Here is a 17,392-nt window from a genome sequence, read left to right as displayed (position 1 = left end):
CTTCGCGGCCGCGCCGTGACCCTGGGCCGGGTTGAGGCCCGCGACTTTCAGGTCCGCCCCCTTGAGGCTCGCGCCTTTAGCGCCGGCCCCCGCATGCTCGGCGACCTGGATCGGCGCGGGCCGGAAATCCCGCACCTTCTGGGCGGTCGGCTGGACGGCCGCCGGTACCCGCATGGCGGCCGAGGCGAGCACGATCGGAGCGCGCACCGGGGCCGGCCGCTCGGGCCGCGACGCCGGGGCCTCGTCGGACTGCGCCCGCTCGGGGGGCGGCTTGAAGGCCAATGGCTCGGCGGCCGAGCGGGCGTAGCGCTCAGGCTCCTCCGAGGGGCCGAGATCCGCCATCATCACGGTCGAGCGGCCGGCCGGCTGCCCGTCGGTGCGCAGGCTGGCGAGCAGCTTGCGGTCGTCGCTGCCGGCGACCGCGGCCTTGCCGGCATACTCGACCCGCACCCGCGCGGTGCCGCGCCGGTGGAAGCCCAGGGCCTCGGCCGCCTCCTCGGAGACGTCCATGACGCGGCCGGCATGGTAGGGGCCCCGGTCGTTGACCCGCACGATCATCGAGGCGCCGTTGTCGAGGTTGGTCACCCGGGCGTAGCTCGGCAGCGGCAGGGTCGGGTGGGCGGCCGCGATCGAGTGGCGGTCGAACACCTCGCCGTTGGCGGTCATGCGGCCGTGGAAGGCCGAGCCGTACCAGGAGGCCAGGCCCTCTCGCACGTAGCCGCGGGGATCCTCCTTGGGCACATAGGTCTGGCCGGCCACCACGTAGGGCTTGCCGGTGTAGCGGCGCCCGCCGCCCTTCGGGATCACGTCGCCCTCGTTGTAGAGGCGCGGGCTCGCCTTGACCCCGTATTTCGGGTCGATGCCGTTGCCGGAGCTGAGCTTCTGCTGCTGGGGATTGGTGGCGCAGTTGGCCGTGGCCAGGGCCACGCCCGAGACGGCCAAGAGCCGCAGGGCGAGGCGCGCAGGCCGGGGAAGGGTCGTGCGCACCATATCGGGGTTCACCAAACGCGACGCGGGACAACGGCCCGGAAACGGGCCGGCACCGGCCGCGCCCCAAGGGCTCAGCCAGTCCACCCAGAATTGTAGCGGTCGCGTAAAGGAAGCCTGAACGATGTCGGCTGTCGCGGTTCAGGCGTTGCAGCCGAGCCGCTCTAAAACCTCGCGTGCCACATCAGGATTTGCCAGCAAGGGTCTGATAAATGGATGCTTTGAGGTTTATGTAATCAAGACCGGGCGCTCTCGAGGTGCTCGCATTGCGCTGCCCGAAAAGACCCGCGCCAGCGGCGCCGGGCGGTCGAGAGCGCGCAGGACCGGCCTGATGGCCCGGGCGCATCCATCGCCCGGGTGGCTGTCGAAGGGTCTGCACGGAAACGGGCGACCCGCTACGGATCCCGGATGTCCGAGGACGCATCGGCATCCGCCCCGTCATTTCGGGGCTTGGCTGCGCGGCCCCGATGACGGGGTTGTTGTCAGAGCTGCCTCTGCAAACGCCCTGCACGGATCGCGTTCGGGATCCTGTGCGGAGGCAGGGTCGAGCCTCGCCGGAGTCAGCGCGGCGGGGTGTCGGTCAGCTGCGCGATGGAGCGGGCGCCGCGCTGCTTGAACAGCAGGTCGAGCCCTTCCAGCATCAGGGCGTGCATCTTGGTCCGCTCGGCATAGGCGAGGTCCCGGAGCTGGTCGTAGACCGGGGGCTCCAGGTAGACCGATATCTGCCGGGCGCGCTGCTTCAGCGTGGCGGCGGGCTTCGCCGCCGGGGGCGCCAGCGCCAGGGTCACGATCTCGGCGCCCTGCGGCCGGGCCGCGTGCCGGTCCGGCGGGTTCGCCGAGGCGACGATCGCCGCGAGGCTGAGCTTAGGCGGCTTGGACATGTCGGCCCGTCTTCAGCGACTGCGTGCGGCGCTCGATCCACGACCAGAGGCGCCGGACCTCTCCGGCGGCCTGGCCCTTGGGGTTGAATTCGGTGACGCCCTGGCCGAGGCCGATCGCGTCCTGGTGGTCGGTGCGGGCGACGATGTTCACGTCCGGCAGGATGCCGAGCACCGCCAGCCCGTCGGCTGCGTCCCGGACCCGGTAGGAGCGGGGCGGGGTCTGGTTCAGCACGAAGGCGAACTTCTTTTCGAGCCGGTAGACCGCCGCCAGCGTCGGCTTGAACGCCCGCAGGTCGGCCGGGGTCGGCCGGCACGGGATGATGCACAGGTCCGCCGCACGGATGGCCGAGAGCGTGCCGGTTGAATCGACCCCCGGCGTATCGATGAACACGTAGTCGTAGGCCGAGTCGCGCAGGCGCTCCATCACGGCGTCGATCTGCGTCGCGTCGATCTGCGCGACCTCGGGACCGTCGGCGGTGCGGTGGTCCAGCCAATCCGAGATCGTGGCCTGGCGGTCCATCTCCAGGATGCAGACCGTGTGGCCCGCCTCGCGGGCGGCGACCGCCAGGGAGATGCACAGCGTGCTCTTGCCGCTGCCGCCCTTCTGCGTGACGAAGGTGATGGCTTTCATCCTGGGCATCCTCCAGAAGGCCCCGCGCATCCGCCGGAAGCGCTGGCATTCACGAATGCCGCGCCCTCGTCGGGCAACCTCAGGTGCGCAATCACGGGCTGCCGCGATCCTGTGACCCAAGGATGTCGAGCGGCACGGTGCGTCCGACATGGTTAACGAGGCGTTAAGATGCCCTGCCGCCGGTGCACCGCCGGATCGGGTCAGGGTGTTCGGTCATCGCATGCAATCTAAACCTCAGGTTCATATGTCGGCAGTCTTGTTCCGGAACGGCCTTTTCAGCAGCTCTAGGATGCCGTAGCGTCAAGGTAGCCGGCGCCGGAGCTGCGATGGATTTTATAACCTCAGGTTTGGCGGCGTTCGAAACCCCGGCGAGGAATGGCATGGCCGACGCCCCGATCCCGCAATCCGTTCTGGACGCCTCCGGCGTGGTCGGGACGTGGGTCCACGATCACTGGGCCGATCGGCTGGCGCTCTCGGGCTCCCTGGCGGGGCTGCTCGGCCTCGACCCGGTGGCGGCCGCCACGGGGGTGTCCCTCGCGGCGTTCCTCGACCGCACCCATCCGGAGGACCGCATCCGGATCGAGAGCTACCTGCACGCGGTGTCGGAGACCGGCGGCACCTTGGAGGCGGAGTTCCGCACCCGTGACACCCGCACCGGCGTCCGCACCTTGCTGATGCGCGGCCGGATCGACCGTGATCCCTCGGGCCGCACGCTCCAGGGGCGCGGCATCGCCATCGACCGGACTGAGGTGCAGGCGGCCAACCTCGTGCAGAGCGAGCGGGTGGTGAACCGGATGGCCGAGCACGTCATCGCCCTGCGCGACCTCGCCCACGTCCTGGAGCGGCCGGCGCTGGTCGAGCGGATCGAGCGCCTGATGATCGAGATCGGCTTCGAGCTCGCCCGGTTCCTGCCGGAGCCCGAGGACGAGCCGCGCCACTGAGCGCAATGCCCCGAACGATGGGTTCCGGCATTCGGCCCAAGACGATGCCGCGCCCGAGCCCGTGCGCAGGGTCGAAGTGCGATTGATCGCGCCCACGCCCCCAAGCTACGGTCCCGGCAAGACTTTGCCGGGAGGATTCCGATGGCCCGCGACACGATCTACGACCGCGATCTCGACCGTGTGCCGGCCAACCACCAGCCGCTGACCCCCCTGCTCTATCTCGACCGGGCGGCGCGGGTGTTTCCCGACCAGGTCGCGGTGGTCCACGGCCCCCTGCGGCGCTCGTACCGGGACCTCTACGCCCGCGCCCGGCGCCTGGCCTCGGCGCTGGCGCGGCGCGGGCTCGGCCGCGGGGATACCGTGGCGGCGTTCCTGGCCAACACCCCCGAGATGGTCGAGTGCCATTACGGCGTGCCGATGACCGGGGCGGTGCTCAACACCCTCAACACCCGTCTCGACGCCGCCGCGATCCGGTTCTGCCTGGAGCACGGCGAGGCCAAGGTGCTGATCACCGATCGCGAGTTCTCGAAGACCGCCGCTGCGGCCCTCGAGGGCCTGGCGACGAAACCGTTCGTGATCGACGTCGACGACCCGGATTACGACGGCCCCGGCGCGCGCCTCGGCGAGACCGACTACGAGGCGTTCCTGGCGGGCGGGGACCCGGAGCACGACTGGGCGCTGCCCGACGACGAGTGGGACGCGATCACGCTGAACTACACCTCGGGCACCACCGGCGATCCGAAGGGCGTGGTCTACCACCACCGGGGCGCGGCGCTGCTGGCGCTCGGCAACGTCATCACCGGGGGGCTCGGGCAGCACCCGGTCTATCTCTGGACGCTGCCGATGTTCCACTGCAACGGCTGGTGCTTCCCCTGGACCCTGTCGATCGTGGCCGGCACCCATGTCTGCCTGCGCCAGGTCCGCGCGGAGGCGATGTACCGGCTGATGGCCGAGCACGCGGTCACGCATCTCTGCGGCGCGCCGATCGTGATGCAGATGCTGATCAACGCCCCCGATGCCGAGCGTCGGGACCTGCCCCGACGGGTGGCGTTCTTCACCGCCGCCGCCCCGCCGCCCGAGGCGATCCTGGCCGGCATGTCGGAGGCCGGGTTCGACGTGACCCACCTGTACGGGCTGACCGAGAGCTACGGCCCGGCCGTGGTCAATGCCTGGAACGCGGATTGGGACGCGCTCGCGGCCGACCAGCGGGCGGCCAAGAAGGCCCGCCAGGGCGTGCGCTACCCGGTTCTGGAGGCGCTCGACGTGCGCGACCCGGACACGATGGTGCCGGTGCCGGCCGACGGCACGACGATCGGCGAGGTGATGATGCGCGGCAACGTGGTGATGCGCGGCTACCTCAAGAATCCGGCGGCCACGCAGGCCGCCTTCAAGGGCGGCTGGTTCCGCACCGGCGACCTCGGGGTGAAGCATCCGGACGGCTACATCCAGCTCAAGGACCGCTCGAAGGACATCATCATCTCGGGCGGCGAGAACATCTCGTCGATCGAAGTGGAGGACGCGCTGTTCAAGCATCCGGCGGTGTCGGCCGCCGCGGTGGTGGCCAAGCCCGACCCGAAATGGGGGGAGACGCCCTGCGCCTTCGTGGAGCTGAAGCCGGGCGCGTCGCCCAGCGCCGACGAACTGATCCAGTGGTGCCGCGGGCGGCTGGCCGCCTACAAGCTGCCCCGCCACGTGATCTTCGGCGACCTGCCGAAGACCTCCACGGGAAAGGTCCAGAAATTCATCCTGCGCGAGCGGGCCCGTCAGGACGAGGCCTGAGCGGCCTCATTCAGGCCTGCGGGGGCTGCCGAGGCTCCGCGCGGACCGTGGCGCGCACGGGTTTGGCGGCACGCAGATCGGACGCGACCTGGGCGATGAAGGCCTGGATCGACATGAGGCTGAACAGGGCGATCGAGGCGACCAGGGCTGCGGAAACCAGAATCTTGGCGGTAGCGGGGTCCACGGCGTGACGTCCTTAGCTCGTCTCGCCGCGGGCTAACCGGGCGAGGGGCGCCGATCCCGGCGCCTGCGATGACAGGAAGGTGGGCGCGCGGCCGGGCTTTCACCAGCGTCGCCGTGGTGGGCCTGGCATGCGTGTGGGTTCGGGCTCTCCGTTACCGGGCCGGATCCTGCGTCAACCGGAGGTGCTGGCCGTACGCCCCGATTCCCGCAATAAGCCCGCGCGATGCGACGCGCATCCGGGGAGGGACGTATGGCCGGTAACGGGATCGCTGCGGGGATCGCGGGCCGCATTTTTGGAGCGTTGCTGGCCGTTCAGGGCACGATCCTGGCCGCGCTGCCGGTGCGGGCCGAGGCGCCCGCCCCCGGGCCGGTCACCCGGGCGAGTTATTTCTACATCGGCGGGCGGTATCAGAAGCTCGGCGACAAGACCGTGATGGTCGGCCAGATGTTCGTGCAGGCGCGTGCGCCGGCCGAGATCACCCAGCCCTACCCGGTGGTGATGGTGCACGGTCTCGCCCAGACCGGAGTGAACTTCCTGGCCACCCCGGACGGCCGGCCCGGCTGGGTGCAGCGCTTCGTCGAGAAGGGCTATCAGGTTTACGTGGTCGATCAGGTCGGACGCGGGCGTTCGGGCACCAACCCGGAGGTCTACGGCCCCTACGACCGGCTCGGCACCCGCACCCTCGAGAAGACCTACACGGCACCGGAGGTCTACGACCTGTTCCCGCAGGCGAAGCTCCACACGCAATGGCCGGGCGGTACCGGGGTGCAGGGCAATGCCGGGTTCGACCAGTTCTTCGCCAGCCAGGTCCCGTTCCTGGCCAACAGCCAGCAGACCGAGGAACTCGTCGCCCCGGCCCTGCTCGCGCTCCTGGAGAAGGTCGGGCCGGCAATCCTGCTCACGCACGGCCAGGGCGCCCTGTTCGGCTGGGCGGCCTCGGATGCGCGGCCCGATCTGGTGAAGGCCCACGTCACCGTGGAGCCGAACGGGCCGCCCTTCTTCGACGTGCAGTTCCGCGGTGGCAAGGAGTTCTGGGAGAAGTCCGGCGACGGCCGCGCCCGCGCCTATGGGTTGACCCGCATGCCCCTGACCTTCGACCCGCCAGTCAAGGCGCCGGAGGATCTGATGGTGGCGCAGCAGGCGAAAGGATCCGATCCCAAGGCGGCGGAGGGCCAGATCCGCTGCTGGCTGCAGGCCGAGCCGGCCCGGACCCTGCCGAACCTCGCCAAGGTGCCGGCCGCATTGGTGACCGCCGAGGCCTCGTTCCACGCCACCTACGATGCCTGCACGGTCGCATTCCTGACCCAGGCCGGCGCCAAGCCCGACGCGATCCGGCTGGCCGAGCGGGGCCTTCACGGCAACGGCCACATGGTGATGCTCGAGTCCAACAGCGACGCCGTGGCGGATGCCGTGGCCGCCTGGATCGCGGGCCGCGTGAAGTAGCCGCCTCGGGATCAGGCGCCGCGGCGCGTCCCCCCGGCGTCCACAGGCATTTCCGCCGCAGCGTTGGTGACAGCGCCCTCCCCGCTCTGGCGGCCCCTCCATCGCTGCGTGTTGAAACCGCAACAGCACTCGCCTTCCGCGCGCGACCCGCTTGCGGCCAAGCGTGGCGGCTCGTACTGAAAGTTGTAGAAACCTCAATAATAACAGCAGTTTATCACAATTCTAAAGAGCGGGGCAGCCCCGCCGGGCCCGTCCCGGCGCATGCGGGCGGCTGCCCGAAGCGTCGTGCAGGGCCCAGTCAGATGCCAGTCGTTCACCCCCGTCCCGGCGCCCTGCGCGCCCGCCGCGCCGGCGCCTTCCTGGCCGGCGCCTCCCTGGCCGTTCTGGCGCAGGTCGTCCCGGCCCTCTCCCAGGACGCGACGCCGCCGCGCCGCGGCATCGCCAATCCACCCGCCGGGGGCAGCGTGCAGCTCGACGAGATCAGCGTCGAGAGCCGTGGGGGCGGCCCGGTCCAGGCGGGGCGCTCCAATACGGCCTCGCGCAGCGTGGAGAGCCCGACCGGCCCAATCGACGGGTTCGTGGCGAAGCGCTCGAACACCGCGACGAAGACCAACACCCCGCTGATCGAGGCGCCGCAATCGATCAGCGTGATCGGGCGCCAGCAGCTCGACGCCCAGAACGCCCAGACTTTGACCCAGGCCACCCAGTACGTCGCGGGGGCCTATGGCGGCGTGTTCGGCGCGGATTCGCGCATCGACTACCTCACCCTGCGCGGCTTCGTGGTGAGCGATTTCGGCATCTACCGGGACGGGCTGCAGCAGCTGAACTACGGCTTCGGCTACTTCAAGACCAACACGTTCGGGCTCGAGCGCATCGAGGTGCTGCGCGGCCCCGCGGCGGTCCTGTTCGGGGCCGGCAGCCCCGGCGGCATCGTCAACCAGGTCACCAAGCGCCCGACGCTCGATCCGTTCGGCTATGCCGAGGTCGGCGGCGGCTCGTTCGGCCAGAAATACGCCGCCTTCGACTTCGGCGGCCCGGCCGACCAGGAGGGCCACTGGTTCTACCGGCTGACCGGCTACGGCCGCCAGGGCGGGACGCAGGTCGAGGGCGCCCCGGACGACAGCTTCTACATCGCACCGGCCGTCACCTATAAGCCGGACGGGGCGACGCGCTTCACCTTCCTGTCGAGCTTCCAGCACGACAACACCGCGGTGACGTCGAACTTCCTGCCGTATCTCGGGACCGTGCGGCCCAACGCCTCCGGGCTTCGGATCCCGCGCTCGCTCAACGTCGGCGATGCCGGCTTCAACACCTTCCAGCGCGACCAGGCGTTCCTGGGCTACGAGTTCGAGCACGACTTCAACGAGACGTGGACCTTCCGGCAGAACCTCCGGTACTCGTTCCTCAAGAGCTTCCAGAACTCGGATATCGGCCAGCTCGGCTACAGCAACCCGGCCCAGACGCTGCTCGCCCGCTACCAGTTCCGCGACAGCGCCAAGGTCAACCTGTTCCAGGTCGACAACCAGGCCGAGGCGCGGTTCTTCGATGGATACTTCCGTCACGACCTGCTGATGGGCCTGGACTACAAGGATTACCGCCTGAACGACAACCAGGCGTCGCTGTTCCCCGCGAGCGACCTGAACATCCTGGCCCCGGTCTACGGCCTGCCCACCGGGACGCCGTCGCCGTACCTGATCAATTCCGACGCGTTCAAGCAGCTCGGCCTCTACCTGCAGGACCAGATCAAGGTCACCGACCGGCTCACCCTGCTGGTCGGCGGCCGCCAGGACTTCGCGGACAACCGGGTGGTCGACAAGCTCAACAACGGTCTGGGCAACAACGGCCGCAGCGACAACGGCACGACCTACCGGACCGCACTGATCTACAACTTCGACAACGGGCTCGCCCCCTATGTCAGCCTCTCGACCTCGTTCCAGCCGCTGATCGGCACCGACATCAACAACCAGACCTTCAAGCCCGAGACCGGCAAGCAGGTGGAGGGCGGCGTCAAGTTCGAGCCCCCGGGCCAGGGCTACTTCCTCACCCTGGCGGGCTTCGACATCCACCGCCAGAACGTGCTGACCGCCAATCCCGGCAACCCGCTGTTCAACGCCCAGCTGGCCGAGGTGCGGTCCACAGGCTTCGAGGCCCAGCTGGTCGCGAGCCTGGCCGAGGGCCTCAACGTGGCGGCCTCGTACACGATCTACGGGCTGACCAACGAGCGGGGCGGCCCGGAGCTGATCGGCAAGGTCCCGGTCAACATCCCGGAGAACTTCGCCAACGTGTTCGTCGACTACACCATCCCGAACGGCGACCTGCGCGGCTTCGGCTTCGGTGGTGGCGTGCGCTACGTCGGGCGGTCCTTCGCCGACGTCGGCAACACCCTGCGGGTGCCGGACTACGTGCTGTTCGACGCGCAGGTCCACTACGACTGGGAGCGCTGGCGCCTGCAGGTCAACGCGACGAATGTCGGCGACCGCCGCTTCGTCTCGTCCTGCCAGACCTCGACCTCCTGCTTCTACGGCGACGCGAGGCGGGTCCTGGCGAGCGTGAGCTACAAGTGGTGAGACGCGGGCCGCGCGTGGCCTGAGTCACGCGCGGCGGGATCGTGAAGGCGGGGCGACCGGGCCAGCCGCGATGCGGAAGGCCCGGGCTCAGCGGCCGTGGCGGCGCATCATGTGGCGGCGATGGTGCCGGCGCATCATGTGATGGCGGCTCCGCATCACGCCCCGGGAGGACATCCGGGCACCGCGGTGCATGCCACCGAAATTGCCGTTGCCGGTGGCGGCAGCGTTCCGGTCGAGGCCGTCGCCCCGGGCGGCGAGGCTCGGGCTGGCGGCGCCCAGGACGAGGCCGAGCGCGAGGGTCGCGCCGAGGAGGATCTTGTTCATGGGGTCCGGTCCCTTCGCGACCCTGCGCCGCGCCGACCGAACGGATCAGTGATGCGCAAGTTCCGGGCCGTCAGGCGGCCGGACCCTCCACGATCGCGAACAGGGCGGGCTGCACGTCCTTCGCGTCCGGCACCGGGACCGCCCGGATGCGCGATGGCAGCGGCCCTCCGAGCAGATCCAGGAAATCCCCCGAGGCGGCGATCTCGAGCTCGGCGGCCTTGGCCCGGGCCTCGAGGCGCGACAGGGCGTTCATGGCGGGGCCCAGCACGGTGTACTCGGCCCGCACCCCGTCGTCGAACACGCCGACCAGGAGGTCGCCGGCATGCAGGGCGACCACCACCCGCAGGGTGAACATCCCCGCCTCGGCCCGCGCTTCGTTGAGGGCGGCGATCCGGTCCTGGAGCGACAGGGCGCAGGCCAGCGCCGCACGGGCCTGCGCGCGCGGTCGGCCGACCACGAACTGCACCAGCACGGCGTCGCCGACATACTTGTCCACGAGGCCGCCCTGCTCGGCCACCGCGGCCTGGGCGGCCGCCCGGACGGCGAGCAGGGCCGTCACCATCGCCTCGGGCGGATGCTCCCGGCTCAACCGGGAGAAGCCGCGGATGTCCAGCACCATCAGGCAGGCATGGCGCCGGTGGATGCCCATGGCGGCGTCGGCGTCCTCCGCGGCGAGGTCCAGGGCGACCGTGTCGGGCACGAAGCGCGCGAGCTGGGCGCGCTCGTGCTCCATGCGCAGGGCCCGGGTGACCGCTTCGCGCAGGCGGGTCATGCCGTCGACCACGAGCAGCCCGGCCGCCACGAAGGTGGCGAGCCCGGTGACCTGCGCGGTCGGGAACGAATCCGGCCCCGGGAACAGCCCGGGATCGGCCAGCCCGACCAGGAAGGCCGCGCTCCAGCACGCCGTCACCACCCCGCAGAACAGCAGGGTCTGGGCGACCCGCATGCTCAGGCCGGTCTGGAGCAGGAGCAGGAAGGCCGGCAGGCGGCTCACCGCGTCGGCGCCGAGGCCGGCCCCGCCGCCGGCCAGCATGTGCTCGATGATCACGTAGACGGCGAGCCCGGCGTTGAGCAGCGTCCCGGCCCAGCTGTAGGCCGCCGCCGCGGGGCCGCCGCCCCTCTCCCCGAGCCCGAACCAGATCGTGCCGACGCCGTAGAGGCCGAGGATGAACCAGTGGCTGAAGGCGTGCAGCGAGCCGTCATAAGCCTGGGCCGCCATCAGCAGCACCAGCACGATCACGATCCGCAGCCCGAGCAGCCGCAGCCCGCCGCCCGCCTGCATGGCGCGCAGGACCGCGGCGTCGTCCTGGCTCGTCTCCGCCTTGCGCGCAGAGAGGTCCCGGGCGGGCTTGGGGGTGCAGAGCGGCTGGGTCCGGGCGCCGCCCGTGGCCATCACGCGCCCCGGTCGAGGCGCCGGGCCGCGCTGAAGCGGTTGAGGAAGCGCGGCTCCTTCTCGGGGGCGATCCGGATCGCGAGGTGCACGGTGCCGTCGGCTTCCGCGCGCCGGTCCAGGATCTCGGCGTTCTCGTAGAGCCAGTTGAGCGCCGCCCCGTCCTCGGGGGGCAGCGACACCGCGAAGCTCGTCCGGTGGCGGCCGATCCGCGCCTCGATCCGGGCGGTGAGCGCGGCGAGCCCCTCCCCGGTCAGCGCCGAGACCAGAACCGGCGCGTCGCTGTCGCGGTCGTTGCGGGCCTTGGCCTGGCCGCTGAGGTTCATCAGCCGGGTGCGCTCGTCGTCGTCGAGCAGATCGGACTTGTTCCAGACCTCGATGATCCGCTCGGCCGTGGTCTCGATGCCGAGCTCGCGCAGCACCTCGCCGACATCCTCGGCCTGGGCCTCGGAATCGACGTGGCTGACGTCGCGCACGTGCAGCAGCACGTCGGCCTCGATCGCGTCCTCCAGGGTCGCCCGGAACGCCGCGATCAGGGCGGTCGGCAGGTCGGAGATGAAGCCCACCGTGTCCGACAGGATCACGGTCTCGCCGTGGGGCAGCTTGGTCGCGCGCGCGGTCGGGTCGAGGGTGGCGAACAGCATGTCCTTGGCGGTGACCTCGGCGCTGGTCAGGGTGTTGAACAGGCTCGACTTTCCGGCATTGGTGTAGCCCACCAGCGCGACGATCGGGTACGGGACCCGGGCCCGGCTCTGCCGGTGCAGGCCGCGGGTCCGCACCACCGCGTCGAGGTCGCGCTCGATCCGGGTCATGCGCTCCTGGATCATGCGCCGGTCGGCTTCGATCTGGGTTTCGCCGGGGCCGCCCAGGAAGCCGAAGCCGCCGCGCTGGCGCTCCAAGTGGGTCCAGGACCGGACGAGGCGGGACTTCTGGTAGGCGAGGTGGGCGTGCTCGACCTGAAGCGTGCCCTCGCGGGTCGAGGCGCGCCGGCCGAAGATCTCGAGGATCAGGCCGGTGCGGTCGATGACCTTGGCGCCCCATGCCTTCTCGAGGTTGCGCTGCTGCACCGGCGAGAGCGCGCAATCCATCACCACGAGACCGATCTCGCCGGCCCGGATCATTCCGGCGATCTCCTCGACCCGGCCCTTGCCGAGATAGGTCGAGGGGCGGATGCGCGGCAGGCTGACCGCGAGGCTCTCGACCACGTCGAGCTCGATCGCGGCGGCGAGTCCGGTCGCCTCGTCGAGGCGCGCCTCCACCGAGCGGGTCGGCTGGGCGGGCCCGTGACCCGGTCCCCCGGGCCCGGGGGCGCCGCGGGCCAGATAGGGCCCGATCACCAAGGTGTGGGTCGCCGCGGCGATCTCGCCCTCGGGCGCGGCCTGTGCCTGGAGCCGGGCCTCGCCGGACGTCAGCGTCTCACTCATGCAACCTTTAACGCCGCCCGCGCGCCGGCAGCTTCGTTCGAGAATTCGGATTTTCGAGATGGGGATTGGGCGGGGCCGGGCCAAGGTGCCGGGCTTCAAGATGCCGGGCTTCAAGATGCCGGGATTCGAGAGGTTGGGATCGGAGAGCCCGTTCGACCGGGGAACTCCGTGTTCCTCGTCCTCCGCCTGCGGAGGAGGGATGCCTGCGAAGCGGGTCGGAAGAGGGAAGCAACGCTTCCGGAAAGGCAGTGTCCGGCGTGAAATCACGAACCGTCGCGCTGCCCCCTTGCGGGACTTCGTCCCGACCCGAGCCGGGCTGACGGCCGGCCCATCCCCGCAGAGGGGAGAGGAGCAGAGGGGAGAGGAATGGCGCCTGTCATCTCCGGGCTTGAGCTGGTCCCGATCACAATGCGATCGGGGCCAGCTCTAAGGCCTTGATGTAACGCGCTCGCTTACGCCGGACCGGCCTCCACGTCGGCGGCGGGCGCTCTAGGCGCCCTCTCCAGCCTTGGCATGATCCGGAACGCGATCTGTCGATCCGCCAGCCTACTCCGCAAGTCCACAGAGGAAGACAGGCAAAGCCGCCCTCCCCCACAAGACAATCACGCCTTCTCGGCGGTCTCGTCCGGCTCGAACAGCTGCACCGGGTGGCCCGGCATGATCGTGGAGATCGCGTGCTTGTAGACGAGCTGCGAATGGCCGTCCCGGCGCAGCAGCACGCAGAAATTGTCGAACCAGGTGACCACACCCTGGAGCTTGACGCCGTTGACGAGGAAGATGGTCAGCGGGATCTTGTTCTTGCGGACATGATTGAGGAACGTGTCCTGAAGGTTTTGTGCGCGTTCGCCCGCCATCTTTTTTGCCTTTTTGTTGTCCCGGCGCGAAAGGCTCGGGTTGGGTACGCGACGTCGGAATCTGTCACGTGGTTGGGGCCGTCACGTGCGAGATCGTCCGATCATCCCGCACGGACCGAGTCTACAGCATGACGGCGTGAAAGCCCGGGGGCAAGCAAGCCCCGTTCCGCCCGATCCGTGACGGATCGGCGTCAGTTTCACGGTTCGTCCCCCGTCTCCGCCCCTTCTCGGCCCGGCGTGCTACGGGCCGATGCCCAGGGACTTCAGCTTGCGGTGCAGCGCCGAGCGCTCCATGCCGATGAACTCGGCGGTGCGCGAGATGTTGCCCGAGAACCGCGCGATCTGCGCCACGAGATACTCGCGCTCGAAGATCTCGCGCGCCTCGCGCAGGGCCAGGCTCATCAGCTTCTCGCCGCCCGCCCCCCCCGGGGTGGTCGGCACCAGGGCGCCGATCTCGGAGGGCAGCATCTCGGAGGTGACCTCCTGGTCCGGGTCGGCCTGGGTCAGGATCATCAGCCGCTCGACGTTGTTCTTGAGCTGGCGGACGTTGCCCGGCCAGTTGTGCGACTGGAGCACCGCCATCGCGTCCTCGGCGATTACGCGCTTCGGCAGGCCGGTCTGGGACGAGATGTTGTCCATGAAGAACTGGATCAGTTCGGGTACGTCCTCCCGGCGCTCCGACAGGGCCGGCACGCGCACCGGCACCACCGAGAGCCGGTGGAACAGGTCCTCGCGGAAGCGGCCCGCGGCGATTTCCTCGGCCAGATCCCGCGACGAGGACGAGATGATCCGGACATCCACGTGGACTCGGGTTGTGCCGCCGACGCGCTGGAAATTCTGGTCGACCAGGACGCGCAGGATCCGGTTCTGGCTCTCGCGCGGCATGTCGGCGACCTCGTCGAGGTAGAGGGTGCCGCCATGGGCCTCCTCCAGGGCACCGACCCGCCGGCCGGACTCGCCCTCGACCCCGAACAGCTCCGCCTCCATGGTCTCGGGCAGGATCGCGGCCGCGTTGAGCAGCACGAACGGGCCGTTGGCGCGGGCCGAGGCCTTGTGCAGGCTGCGCGCCGCGAGTTCCTTGCCGGAGCCCAGCGCCCCGGTGATCATCACCCGGGCGTTGGTCGGCGCGACCCGGTCGATGGTCTGGCGGAGCTGGTTGATCGCCAGCGAGCCGCCGACGATGCGGTTGGGATTCCCGGAGCGCGCCGTCAGGTCGCGGACCTCGCGCCGGAGCCGGGAGGCTTCCAGCGCCCGCTCGGCCACCAGGATCAGCCGGTCGGCCTTGAACGGCTTCTCGATGAAGTCGTAGGCCCCCGCCTTGATGGCCGAGACCGCGGTCTCGATGTTGCCGTGGCCCGAGATCATCACCACCGGCAGGTCGGGATTGGCGGCCTTGATCAGGTCGAGCACCTGCAGGCCGTCGAGGCGCGAGCCCTGCAGCCAGATGTCTAGGAACACCAGGTGGGGCCGGCGCGCCTCGATGGCGGCGAGCGCCTCGTCGGAGCCTCCGGCCGTGCGGCAGCGGTGGCCCTCGTCGTCGAGGATGCCCGCCACGAGGTCGCGGATGTCGGCCTCGTCGTCGACAATCAGGATATCGGCGCTCATGCGTGCATCTCCGCGATCCGGGGGGCCGTCGGTGCGGCGCCCTTCTCCTCTGTCGTGACGGGGCTGGTCTCGGGGCCGGACGGCTCGGGCCCGTGCTCGCGCGGGACCCGCATCTGCACCTGCCCGCCACGGCCGGCGGGGTTGTCGTTCAGCGCGATCCCGCCGCCGTGCTCCTCAAGCACCTTGCTGACGATAGCAAGTCCCAGCCCGGTGCCACCTTCGCGTGTGGTCATGTAGGGCTCGAGCAGCCGTTGGCGCCCCTCCACCGGAAAACCCTTGCCGTTGTCGGTCACCGTGATGACCGCGAAGCCGTCCTCGACCGCGAGACCGAGCGCGATCTTGCCCTTGCCGAGCTCGTCCGCCGGCACCTCGGCCACCGCCTCGACGGCGTTCTTCAGGATGTTGGTGATCACCTGGCTGAGCAGCCTGATGTCGAAGGCCGCCACGATCTTCTCCGCGTTGCCCGCCCCGCCCTGCGCCGAGAACGCGAAATCGATGTCTGGGTGCGCCACGCGCATCATGAACAGGTTCTGCTTGGCGATCTCAGTGAGGTCGTTCGGCGCGATGGCCGGCTTCGGCATCCGGGCGAAGGCCGAGAACTCGTCGACCATGCGCTTGATCTCGTCCACTTGGCGCACGATCGTGGCGGTGCACTGGTCGAACACCTCCTTGTCGGCGGTGATGACCTTGCCGTACTTGCGCCGGATGCGCTCGGCGGAGAGTTGGATCGGGGTCAGGGGGTTCTTGATCTCGTGGGCGATGCGGCGGGCGACGTCGCCCCAGGCGGAGCTGCGCTGCGCCTGGACGAGGTCGGTGATGTCGTCAAGGGTCACCACCGAGCCGCGCGACGTCCCCTGCGCCTGCTCGCTCGTGACCCGCACGGTCACGGTGCGCTCGCCGCGCGACCGGGTGAGCTGGAGCTGCTGCTGCTGGAGGGCGCGCGGGCGGCTCTCGCTCTCGGCGAGCACGGGGGCGAGCTCCGGCACCGCCCGGGCCAGCGGCTGGCCGATCAGGGCCTCGCTCTCCAGGTCGAGCATCCGCTCGGCGGCCGGGTTGGCGATGGTGACGAAGCCCGCCGCGTCGAGGCCGATCACCCCGGGCGAGACCCCCGACAGAACGGCCTCCGTGAAGCGGCGGCGGGTGTCGATCAGGTCGTTGGCGGCGATCAGGCCGGTATGCTGGCGGCGCAGCTCCTGCGTCATCTTGTTGAACGCCTCGCCGAGATGGGCCAGGTCGCCGCTGGTCTTCTTGGTCGGCACCTGGGCGTAGAAGTTGCCGGACGCGACCTGGTCGGCGGCGTTGATCAGCCGCCGGATCGGCGCCACGAACCGGTTGGCGAAGTTCATCCCGAACCACACCGCCGACAGCAGCGCGATCAGGGCGATCAGCAGGAACACCGACGCGAAGGTGATCTGGATCGAGCGCCGGAGCGAATCGTAGGTCAGGTACTCGGCCGCCGCCGCTCGGGAGACGCCCGGGAATTCGATGGCCAGCTGGCTGACCTCCCGCTGCACCATCAGCACCGCGTCGTCGTAGGCCGGCATCCGCAGGAGCGCGGCGAAGACGCGGCCCTCCGAAGGCAGCAGGCAGATCGGGTCGGTCGATGTCGCCGCCTCCTCGAAGGCCGCCGCCGAGGGCAGCCGCACCTGCTTGAGCACGTCGATCTTGGCCCGGGCGACCACGTCGGTGGGCCCGCGCATGATCTGCGCCACCGGCAGGCCGAGATTGGTCGCCCGCGTGGTCAGGAAGTTCTCGAACCAGGCCCGGTCCCGGTCGAAGTTCGGGCGCGCCCGGGTCAGGTCGTCCACCAGGATGCGGATCTCCCGGGCGAGCGACTGGCACTGGTTCTCCTGGTAGGCGTCGGCCACCTCGACGGATTTGAGCACCACGTCGCGGACCCGGTCGGTGAAGCCGAGCGACAGGCCCCGGTCGATGGTCACCGACGCCACCACCGCCAGCAGCACGGTGGGCAGGATCGCGATCAGCGAGAACAGGCCGACGATGCGCGAGTGCAGCCGGGCCACCGCAGCGTTGGCCTTGCGGGCGTGCAGGAAGACCCGCGCCTCCCAGGCGATGACGAAGACCAGCCCAAGCACCAGGACGGCGTTGATGCCGAGCAGCGTGACGCCGTAGGCCGGCGTCGGGGTCACCCGGATCACCCCGGCCAGGATCAGGAAGGTCGCCAGCGCCGAGATCAGCGCGGTCACCACCACGGCGGCGCCGATCCAGCCCGGCCCGCGCGGCCCGGGCCGCAGCGATTCCGCGAGCGGCGTGCTCAACTCCTGGGACTGCGGCGAATCCGGTGTGGTCTCCTGGGATGCGATTGCTTGGGATGCCGCTTCTTGGGATGCGGTCTCTTGGCCCGCATCCCCCGCGGTATCC

At 70.1% G+C, this 17,392-nt stretch carries 14 protein-coding genes; 4 read left to right on the top strand and 10 right to left on the bottom strand.

All coding sequences use genetic code 11. The annotated features are described in order from the left end of the window. The 3 genes from FV242_RS27235 to FV242_RS27225 form a co-directional block, all read right to left on the bottom strand. Nucleotides 1–990, bottom strand: a 990-nt coding sequence (locus tag FV242_RS27235; protein ID WP_246692904.1) for a septal ring lytic transglycosylase RlpA family protein, incomplete at its 3' end; no start/stop codon positions are given. Nucleotides 991–1,547: 557 nt separating this feature from the next. Next, nucleotides 1,548–1,868: a ribbon-helix-helix domain-containing protein gene (locus FV242_RS27230; protein WP_147941116.1), complete on the bottom strand. Its 321-nt coding sequence runs from the start codon at nucleotides 1,866–1,868 to the stop codon at nucleotides 1,548–1,550. Further along, nucleotides 1,852–2,499: a ParA family protein gene (locus FV242_RS27225; protein WP_147907815.1), complete on the bottom strand. Its 648-nt coding sequence runs from the start codon at nucleotides 2,497–2,499 to the stop codon at nucleotides 1,852–1,854. Before FV242_RS27225 ends, FV242_RS27230 begins: the two co-directional genes overlap by 17 nt. 380 nt (nucleotides 2,500–2,879) lie before the next feature. On the opposite strand from FV242_RS27225, the gene FV242_RS27220 reads away from it, so the two are divergent. After that, nucleotides 2,880–3,440, top strand: coding sequence for a PAS domain-containing protein (locus FV242_RS27220; protein ID WP_147941115.1), 561 nt, complete (start codon nucleotides 2,880–2,882; stop codon nucleotides 3,438–3,440). A gap of 141 nt (nucleotides 3,441–3,581) precedes the next feature. Then, on the top strand, nucleotides 3,582–5,219 hold the full coding sequence (locus FV242_RS27215; RefSeq protein WP_147907817.1) for an acyl-CoA synthetase: 1,638 nt from the start codon (nucleotides 3,582–3,584) through the stop codon (nucleotides 5,217–5,219). Between the two features lie 10 nt (nucleotides 5,220–5,229). Here FV242_RS27215 and FV242_RS34830 read toward each other — a convergent pair whose 3' ends face one another. Continuing rightward, on the bottom strand, nucleotides 5,230–5,403 hold the full coding sequence (locus tag FV242_RS34830) for a hypothetical protein (RefSeq protein ID WP_187193607.1): 174 nt from the start codon (nucleotides 5,401–5,403) through the stop codon (nucleotides 5,230–5,232). Between the two features lie 249 nt (nucleotides 5,404–5,652). On the opposite strand from FV242_RS34830, the gene FV242_RS27210 reads away from it, so the two are divergent. Together FV242_RS27210 and FV242_RS27205 are read left to right on the top strand one after the other, a co-directional pair. Further along, nucleotides 5,653–6,846, top strand: a complete 1,194-nt coding sequence (locus FV242_RS27210; protein ID WP_147941114.1) for an alpha/beta hydrolase — start codon at nucleotides 5,653–5,655, stop codon at nucleotides 6,844–6,846. 302 nt (nucleotides 6,847–7,148) lie between these two features. Beyond that, nucleotides 7,149–9,413 carry a TonB-dependent siderophore receptor gene (locus FV242_RS27205; RefSeq protein ID WP_187278585.1) on the top strand — a complete coding sequence of 755 codons (2,265 nt, stop codon included), beginning with the start codon at nucleotides 7,149–7,151 and terminating at the stop codon, nucleotides 9,411–9,413. An 87-nt stretch (nucleotides 9,414–9,500) separates the two neighbouring features. On the opposite strand, the gene FV242_RS27200 is transcribed toward FV242_RS27205, so the two are convergent. From FV242_RS27200 to FV242_RS27175, 6 genes are all read right to left on the bottom strand, one after another. Then, on the bottom strand, nucleotides 9,501–9,737 hold the full coding sequence (locus FV242_RS27200) for a hypothetical protein (protein ID WP_147941113.1): 237 nt from the start codon (nucleotides 9,735–9,737) through the stop codon (nucleotides 9,501–9,503). A gap of 70 nt (nucleotides 9,738–9,807) precedes the next feature. Continuing rightward, on the bottom strand, nucleotides 9,808–11,130 hold the full coding sequence (locus tag FV242_RS27195; RefSeq protein ID WP_147941112.1) for an adenylate/guanylate cyclase domain-containing protein: 1,323 nt from the start codon (nucleotides 11,128–11,130) through the stop codon (nucleotides 9,808–9,810). Then, the gene (gene hflX, locus FV242_RS27190) at nucleotides 11,130–12,551 is read right to left on the bottom strand and encodes a GTPase HflX (protein WP_147907821.1); all 1,422 of its coding nucleotides are present in this window, start codon (nucleotides 12,549–12,551) and stop codon (nucleotides 11,130–11,132) included. Before hflX ends, FV242_RS27195 begins: the two co-directional genes overlap by 1 nt. A gap of 602 nt (nucleotides 12,552–13,153) precedes the next feature. Continuing rightward, nucleotides 13,154–13,405 (bottom strand): RNA chaperone Hfq, encoded by a 252-nt coding sequence (hfq, locus tag FV242_RS27185; RefSeq protein WP_007563033.1) that lies wholly within the window; start codon nucleotides 13,403–13,405, stop codon nucleotides 13,154–13,156. Nucleotides 13,406–13,645: 240 nt separating this feature from the next. After that, the gene (locus FV242_RS27180) at nucleotides 13,646–15,010 is read right to left on the bottom strand and encodes a sigma-54 dependent transcriptional regulator (protein WP_147907822.1); all 1,365 of its coding nucleotides are present in this window, start codon (nucleotides 15,008–15,010) and stop codon (nucleotides 13,646–13,648) included. Further along, nucleotides 15,007–17,289 (bottom strand): PAS domain-containing sensor histidine kinase, encoded by a 2,283-nt coding sequence (locus tag FV242_RS27175; RefSeq protein WP_147941111.1) that lies wholly within the window; start codon nucleotides 17,287–17,289, stop codon nucleotides 15,007–15,009. The genes FV242_RS27180 and FV242_RS27175 overlap by 4 nt, the downstream gene beginning before the upstream one ends. Nucleotides 17,290–17,392: the final 103 nt, after the last annotated feature.

Source organism: Methylobacterium sp. WL64 (assembly GCF_008039945.1).
Lineage (GTDB): Bacteria > Pseudomonadota > Alphaproteobacteria > Rhizobiales > Beijerinckiaceae > Methylobacterium.
This window is presented reverse-complemented; position numbering and strand designations above follow the sequence as displayed.

What these genes read in the sequence shown, in the direction of transcription:
- FV242_RS27230 (WP_147941116.1), bottom strand. Translation starts at nt 1,868, where the DNA reads ATGTCCAAGCCGCCTAAGCTCAGCCTCGCGGCGATCGTCGCCTCGGCG.
- FV242_RS27225 (WP_147907815.1), bottom strand. Translation starts at nt 2,499, where the DNA reads ATGAAAGCCATCACCTTCGTCACGCAGAAGGGCGGCAGCGGCAAGAGC.
- FV242_RS27220 (WP_147941115.1), top strand. Translation starts at nt 2,880, where the DNA reads ATGGCCGACGCCCCGATCCCGCAATCCGTTCTGGACGCCTCCGGCGTG.
- FV242_RS27215 (WP_147907817.1), top strand. Translation starts at nt 3,582, where the DNA reads ATGGCCCGCGACACGATCTACGACCGCGATCTCGACCGTGTGCCGGCC.
- FV242_RS27210 (WP_147941114.1), top strand. Translation starts at nt 5,653, where the DNA reads ATGGCCGGTAACGGGATCGCTGCGGGGATCGCGGGCCGCATTTTTGGA.
- FV242_RS27205 (WP_187278585.1), top strand. Translation starts at nt 7,149, where the DNA reads ATGCCAGTCGTTCACCCCCGTCCCGGCGCCCTGCGCGCCCGCCGCGCC.
- FV242_RS27200 (WP_147941113.1), bottom strand. Translation starts at nt 9,737, where the DNA reads ATGAACAAGATCCTCCTCGGCGCGACCCTCGCGCTCGGCCTCGTCCTG.
- FV242_RS27195 (WP_147941112.1), bottom strand. Translation starts at nt 11,130, where the DNA reads ATGGCCACGGGCGGCGCCCGGACCCAGCCGCTCTGCACCCCCAAGCCC.
- hflX (WP_147907821.1), bottom strand. Translation starts at nt 12,551, where the DNA reads ATGAGTGAGACGCTGACGTCCGGCGAGGCCCGGCTCCAGGCACAGGCC.
- hfq (WP_007563033.1), bottom strand. Translation starts at nt 13,405, where the DNA reads ATGGCGGGCGAACGCGCACAAAACCTTCAGGACACGTTCCTCAATCAT.
- FV242_RS27180 (WP_147907822.1), bottom strand. Translation starts at nt 15,010, where the DNA reads ATGAGCGCCGATATCCTGATTGTCGACGACGAGGCCGACATCCGCGAC.